Source organism: Pseudoalteromonas sp. S3178 (genome assembly GCF_005886985.1).
GTDB classification, from domain to species: Bacteria; Pseudomonadota; Gammaproteobacteria; order Enterobacterales; family Alteromonadaceae; genus Pseudoalteromonas; species Pseudoalteromonas carrageenovora.
On record NZ_PNCW01000113.1, the window covers coordinates 1 to 7319 of the forward strand.

Annotated in this window: 5 protein-coding genes; all 5 read right to left on the reverse strand. The window is 40.3% G+C overall.

Annotated features, from left to right (window positions below):
• Positions 1–253 precede the first annotated feature (253 nt).
• The 5 genes from glyA to CWC11_RS20125 all read right to left on the reverse strand — a co-directional run bounded on the left by glyA (position 254) and on the right by CWC11_RS20125 (position 7036).
• Positions 254–1510: a serine hydroxymethyltransferase gene (gene glyA, locus CWC11_RS20105; protein ID WP_024031685.1), complete on the reverse strand. Its 1257-nt coding sequence runs from the start codon at positions 1508–1510 to the stop codon at positions 254–256.
• Positions 1511–1780: 270 nt separating this feature from the next.
• On the reverse strand, positions 1781–3064 hold the full coding sequence (gene thrC / locus CWC11_RS20110; RefSeq protein WP_138684114.1) for a threonine synthase: 1284 nt from the start codon (positions 3062–3064) through the stop codon (positions 1781–1783).
• Positions 3065–3075: 11 nt separating this feature from the next.
• Positions 3076–4011, reverse strand: a complete 936-nt coding sequence (gene thrB / locus CWC11_RS20115; RefSeq protein ID WP_138684115.1) for a homoserine kinase — start codon at positions 4009–4011, stop codon at positions 3076–3078.
• Between the two features lie 9 nt (positions 4012–4020).
• Positions 4021–6438, reverse strand: a complete 2418-nt coding sequence (gene thrA / locus CWC11_RS20120) for a bifunctional aspartate kinase/homoserine dehydrogenase I (protein ID WP_058548017.1) — start codon at positions 6436–6438, stop codon at positions 4021–4023.
• A 229-nt stretch (positions 6439–6667) separates the two neighbouring features.
• Positions 6668–7036 (reverse strand): response regulator, encoded by a 369-nt coding sequence (locus tag CWC11_RS20125; RefSeq protein ID WP_138684116.1) that lies wholly within the window; start codon positions 7034–7036, stop codon positions 6668–6670.
• Positions 7037–7319 lie beyond the last annotated feature (283 nt).

Below are 7319 nucleotides of genomic sequence, written 5' to 3' on the forward strand. Positions count from 1 at the left end.
GAGTAAAGCTTCCGCGTCCTGCTCACGCCCCTTACCTACATCCATGTAGGCAACAAAGAGTTTATCGCCCCTAGGCAGAACCCGAAGGGCAGTGCATGTTTGGCATTTATGCTGCGTTATCGCCTATTTGTGTGGAGTAACCACACTAAATAGACTCTGCCTTGCCTAAAAACCAAACATACTACTGCAAATTAAACCTCGAAAGGTAAACAGGCCCTAGCTGTTGTGATCTAAATTACAGCTGCTTATACAATTAAGCGTATACAGGTAATTTTGCACAAATTGCTTTTACTTTTTCTTTAACTTGCGCTTGTACAGACTCATCGTTGATGTTGTCTAATACGTCACAAATCCAGCCAGCAAGTTCTTTCGACTCAGCTTCTTTAAAGCCACGACGTGTAATTGCAGGTGAACCAATACGCAAACCAGAAGTAACAAACGGTGAACGAGGATCGTTTGGTACAGAGTTTTTGTTAACTGTAATGTTTGCATTACCAAGCGCTGCGTCGGCATCTTTACCTGTGATATCTTTATCGATTAAATCAAGTAAGAACAAGTGGTTTTCTGTTTTGTCAGATACGATTTTGTAACCACGTTCTTGCATTACAGCAACCATAGCTTGTGCATTTTTAACTACTTGAGCTTGGTATGTTTTAAATTCTGGTTGTAGTGCTTCTTTAAATGCCACTGCTTTTGCAGCAATAATGTGACATAAAGGACCACCTTGGCCACCAGGGAATACAGCGCTATTAAGCTTTTTGTAAATAGCTTCGTCGCCACATGCAGAAATAATTAAACCGCCACGTGGGCCTGCAAGTGTTTTGTGTGTTGTCGTTGTTACAACGTGTGCATGAGGCACTGGGCTTGGGTAAACACCCGCCGCAATTAAGCCTGCCACGTGAGCCATATCAACAAATAAGTAAGCGCCTACTTTATCTGCAATTTCACGGAATTTAGCCCAATCTACAATACCTGAGTACGCAGAAAAACCACCAATAATCATTTTTGGTTTGTGCTCAAGAGCCAGCGCTTCAACTTGTGCGTAATCAATTTCACCTGTTGCTTCATCTAGTCCGTATTGGATTGCATTGTAAAGCTTACCAGAGAAGCTTACATGAGAGCCGTGCGTTAAGTGACCACCATGAGCTAAGCTCATACCAAGTACTGTATCGCCAGCTTCTAATAATGCTAAGAAAACAGCTGCATTTGCTTGAGAACCAGCATGTGGCTGTACGTTTGCATAATCAGAACCAAATAATTCATTAGCACGGTCAATTGCTAGTTGTTCAACAACATCAACGTGCTCACAACCGCCATAGTAACGTTTGCCTGGGTAACCTTCAGCGTATTTATTTGTAAGCTGTGAACCCTGTGCTTCTAGTACTCGTGGGCTACAGTAGTTTTCTGAAGCGATTAATTCGATGTGCTCTTCTTGGCGAGCAGTTTCTTTGTTTATCGCGTCAAATAACTCTGGATCAAAATCCGAAATATTCATGCTACGTTCTAACATTGGGGTCTCCTAGGGCAACGTGTATGGTGTTTTTTAGAGGCTTTATTGTACGCTTTAAACGACTCTTTGCCTACGCTCTTAAGTTGAGGATATTTAAACAGGGATTGAAACTATTTCACAGGGTTTTTAAGATGATATTTTTTTATAAATGCATTAATAATTTAAATGATTTTTATTTTTTACATTTAATTAGTTAATGATGGCAGCTTACTAATACCTATTTTAAATAATAAAAAAGCGGCCTAAGCCGCTTAATTTTTCGCTATTGGGTTAGCCTAACTTTGCCAGTATTTCAGTGCGTAACGCATCATAATCGGCGTTAATATCGCTTGCTAAGCACGGTTTGGCTAATGCATCGCTTAATGGTTTTGGCATATCAAGTTCAATATTTAAAATCTCTTCTACGCTTTCTTTAAATTTAGCAGGATGTGCTGTTGCTAAAAAGATACCCGCGGCACCAGGCGCTCTATTTTCAACAAGACCTTGGTAGGCAATCGCCGTATGTGGTTCTGCTACGTAGCCTGTTTGTTGAATATTTTTCATCACAGTTTGTGTATCTTGCTCGCTTACGCTGCTTGAATAAAAGTTATCGTAGCTAAACCAGTTATTATCTAACATTGTTTGCACGCGTGGCCAGTTATTAGGTTTACTTACATCCATCGCGTTTGAAAGCGACTCAAGCGTTGCGTTTGGCGCCCAGTTTTTATCAAGCATAAAGCGCGGAACTGTATCATTTTGATTAGTTGTAGCACTTAATTTACCTACTGGCATACCGATTACCGCGCCAATCATGGCGGCACATACATTACCAAAGTTACCGCTAGGTACTGAAATATGCGCTGTTGCACGTTTTTCTTTAGGTAATTGAGCAATGGCTTCAAAGTAATAACACACTTGCGCCACTAGGCGGCTAATGTTGATTGAGTTAGCTGAATTAAGGCCAAGTGTTGATTTAACTTCATCATCTAAAAACGATTTTTTAACGAGTTCTTGGCAGTCATCAAAGCTACCTTCCACTGCGTAACAATGAATGTTATTACCAAGCGTTGTAAAAAGCTTTTGCTGAGCAAGTGAAATTTTGCCTTTAGGGTATAAAATTACCACATCTATATTTGGCTTATTATAGAAAGCATGCGCTACAGCAGCGCCTGTATCCCCTGATGTTGCGGTCAAAATGGTAACTTTTTCACCTTGGTTAAACTGCGCTAAACACTCAGCCATGAAGCGTCCGCCAAAGTCTTTAAACGCAAGCGTAGGACCATGAAACAACTCTAAGCAGTATGTATTTTCTTCAACTTCTACTAGCTTAACCGGAAAGTTAAATGCATTTTTAACCATTTGAGCAACCGTATCACTTGGTAACTCGTCACCAATAAGGTGCGATAAAATTTTGCCACTGCGAGAAACAAAGTCCATATCTAGTAAGGCGTCTACGTCAGCTATTGGAGCAAGAGATTCAGGAAAAAAAACACCTTGGTTGCGCCCTAAACCTGTTTTTACCGCTTCAACAAACGACACTTTTTGAGAACCATCTTTTAAATTATGTAATTGCATAACTGCCTATCCTATAAAACGTTTAATTGACGCGTGCCGTCGTTATCTAATTTACAAATGTGGCAGAACCCCTGCTCATTTATATAATTTTGCTCTAGCCACTGTGCACATTTCTCAGCAGCTTCTAATGTTTTACACACTGTAAATAGCGTAGGGCCTGCACCTGAAATACTCACAATTTCTGCACCAAGCGCTGGCAAACTTGCTTTAGCTTCGTTAAACCCTGTTATTAATGGTGCACGATACGGCTCTGCAATATCGTCTTGCATAATGCTAAGTGCATCATCAAAACGTTGCGTTAATAATAAACTACTAAAAGCAGATAAACGCTGTGCAAACTCAACACCTGCGTGCATGCTTAGCTCTTTTGGTAATACCGAGCGAGCCTTTGCGGTATTAAGCGAAAAGCCAGGAAACGCAGCAACGTAGTACCAGTTTTCATCAACTGGTAACGCAATTGATTTATCAGGGATTAAATCGCCTGTAAGCTGCAGCCCACCTAAATAACATGGCGTAATATTATCGTAATGACGACCACCACTTACTATTGCTTCAAAGTCAGCCATTAGCTCAATGAGCTCAACTTGGCTTAAATTAGTGTGTGCAAATTTATCTAATGCGGCAAACGTTGCTACGACTGAACACGCGCTAGAGCCTAACCCTGAACCAATTGGTAGGTTCTTTTTAAGCTCTAATTTTACGCTTGGCATATCTGGCGCTACATGCGCTCTAAAATGTACCAAACATTGATACGCTAAGTTTTCGTTAGGATCACTTGGTAACTTATGAGCATATTCGCCAGAACAAACAAACTCATCACTTGGTGCAGCGCTAACAACAGCTACATCACCTAATAAGCTGCCATCAATTGGCGCAAGGGCTGCGCCTAACGCATCAAAGCCTACTGCAAAGTTACCTATAGATGCCGGAGCATATACTTCAATCATAATGAACTCCTAGCGAGATAACGTTTTTAAGATATCTGCAAATACGCCTGCGGCTGTTACTTCAGAGCCTGCGCCGTATCCACGAATCACAAACGGGCGTGGTTGGTAATACTGGCTTAAAATTGCTAAGGCGTTTTCACCATCACGAATTACATTTAATGCATGTGATGAATCAACAGCTTCAATACCCACTTTACAGTGACCTTCTTTAATTGTGCCTACATAACGAAGAACTTTTCCTTCTGCGGCAGCACTTTGAATACGGTCATTAAATGGCGCATCTAGGCTTGGCAGTTTTGCCATAAATTCATCAACACTGTCGCCTTGTGCAAAACCTTGTGGTAATACCGACTCAACTTCTATATCACTAAGCTCTAGCTTCATACCCGCTTCGCGAGCAATGATCAGTAATTTACGTGCTACATCGGTACCAGATAAATCATCACGAGGATCTGGCTCTGTAAAGCCACTTTCTTTAGCTTTAATTGTGGCTTCAGAGAGTGATAAACCATCTTGCAGTGCACCAAACATGTATGAAAGTGAGCCTGATAAAATACCACTAAACTCAAGCAGCTCATCACCTGCACCAAATAACGATTGTAAGTTATCGATTACCGGTAAGCCTGCGCCTACATTAGTTTCGTATAAAAATTTACGATTATTTTTTTGTGTTGCTGCAATTAAGTCTTGGTAGTAAGTGTACGAGCTAGTTGTTGCTTTTTTATTAGCTGCAACCACGTGGAAGCCCGCATTTAAAAAGTCGACGTATTGTGCAGCAAGTGCATCAGACGACGTGCAATCAACTAAAACAGGATTAACTAAATGGTTTTGTTTAACAAATTGCTCTACTAAATTTAAATCAAACGCCTGATCAGATGCTGCTAACTTTTGCTGCCAATCAGCAAACGCTATGCCTTCACTATCTAAATGTAATTGACGAGAATTAGCTACACCATAAAGGTTTAACTTAATATTACGCTTTTCAAGCCATGCTTGTTGGCGCTCTAACTGAGAAATAAGCTCTTGTCCTACTAAGCCGCAACCTAATAAAAACACATCAATTGAAGGCACATGCGTGAAGAAGTTCTCATGACATATTTTCACTGCATCGTTACATAGCTCGCCATCAATAACCGCTGAAATAGCACTCTCGGTAGAGTCTTGTGCAATGGCAACAATGTTTACTTGTGCTTGTGAAAGGGATGCAAAAAACTTAGCAGCTAAGCCACGGTGTGCGCGCATGTTATCACCCACAAGTGTAACAATCGCTAAGTTACGCTGTACTTGTACTGGCTCAATAAGCCCTGCTTGTAACTCAAGTTCAAATGCTGTTTGTAGCGCATCAAGTGCCAACGCTAAATCACTTTCGTGAACACAAAAGCTAATGCTAAATTCACATGAAGATTGCGTGATTAATACAATTGATACGTTGTCGTGAGCCAGTGCGTTAAACACTTTAGACGCCATACCCACTTTACCTTTCATACCTGGACCTGACACGGTAAGCATGGCTAAGTCTTGTAAACTTGAAAGCGCTTTTACTGGCTCGTCAGATTTATAATCGTTACCAATTAATGAGCCTTGGGCATCTGGGTTATGAGTATTTTTAATTTCACACGGCACACCCGCTTTAGCACACGGCAAAATCGTTTTAGGGTGAAGAACTTTAGCGCCAAAGTAAGAAAGCTCCATCGCTTCTTTATAAGATAAGAAATCTACTTTAGTCGCCTTTTTAATATAACGAGGATCGGCGCTGTAAACACCATCAACGTCAGTCCAAATTTGACAAATTTCAGCTTCTAAACAGGCAGCTGCAATTGCTGCAGAATAATCAGAACCATTACGACCAAGCGTTGTAAGCTCACCTTGTTCATTACTTGCTGTAAAACCAGGCATAATATAAATAGTGGCTGGGTTTTCTTTAAGTACAGCTTGAAAACGCGCCTTGCTTGTTACTAAATCAGCTTCAGCATCGATGTAGCCACCTGTTGAGGCTATACAGCTTGTTGCTTCTAAATATTTAGCATCGTGCGAGCTTAATAAACTTTGCATAAGCGACACACTCACACGCTCACCAAAACTAATTACAAATGCACGAACCTGATCTGGGCAACACTTTATAAGCGCTACGCCATCTAATTTATTTTTAAGTTCACCTAAGTTTGGCCAATTAGAAACAACCACACCTGTTTTTTCCACATCAGCTTTTAAACCTTCACATCGGCTTACAAGTGCTTGCCATTGCTGTGAAAAATCTAAACCTTGCTCTGCTGCCGCAGCTAACGCAACCAGTGAATCGGTCATCCCGCCTGGCGCCGAAAGTACCAGTAACATTTCATCTTTTAATTGTGCTTTAGCTAACTGAGCCACCTGTTCTAAGCATGCAAAGTCGGCAAGCGAAGAGCCGCCAAATTTTAAAACGCGCATTGTTTATGTTCCTCATCCCATAAAACGAAAAAAGGCCTGTGTTCTAAGTGAACACAGGCCTTTAAATTTGTTGCACCGACCTATGCCACTATCCAGTAAGAATGGTGGTTGTAATAATAATGGTCAGTACGCGATTAATTGTTTTCATAGGCTTAAGACTGCCTTAACAGAGGCTATGCTGTCAACCCTAATTGAAAAGATAAAACAGCCTTTTTTAATATAAAATAACCTAATGAATGCCAAATTTATGCAATATTTCTTTTAATTTAGATTTATTAATGGGTTTTTCAATAAAGTCGATTGCGCCTAGCTGGGCTACTCTTACTTTCATTTTCTCTTGAATATCTGCTGAAATAACCAATACAAAGCACTCTATTTTTTCTGCTTTTATTGTTTCGAGCACCTGCACTCCGTCTACTTCTGGCATTGTTAAATCTAAACAAATCAAGTCAAAATGTTGCTCTCGCAATAATGCTAAAGCCTGCACACCATTTACTGCTTGTTGAATCTCTGCACTTAGACTGTCATTTAAACAGCGCACAACTTGCCTACGGGCAACTGTTGAATCATCACATACAAGTATTGAAAATTTCATCATGTTTACTACTACACAGCCATCTAAAAGTAATTAAAACCTGCCCTCCATTGCAACAAACGCAGTTTACCACGTTCCTATATACTCAACACATTAATAATTTAATATGGTGATAATTATCGAATAAATCTATTTTCATTAATTACCAATGTTTAACACGAGGGCGTGTTGATCTTTGTGGATTGAAATTTGTTCAATCTAGATCCTATCAAATCTCGGCTCGAGGTTTGTAACCTAGTGCGCTAAGTAAAAAACTAGCAACAAAGAGTTAATCGTCCCTAGAAAC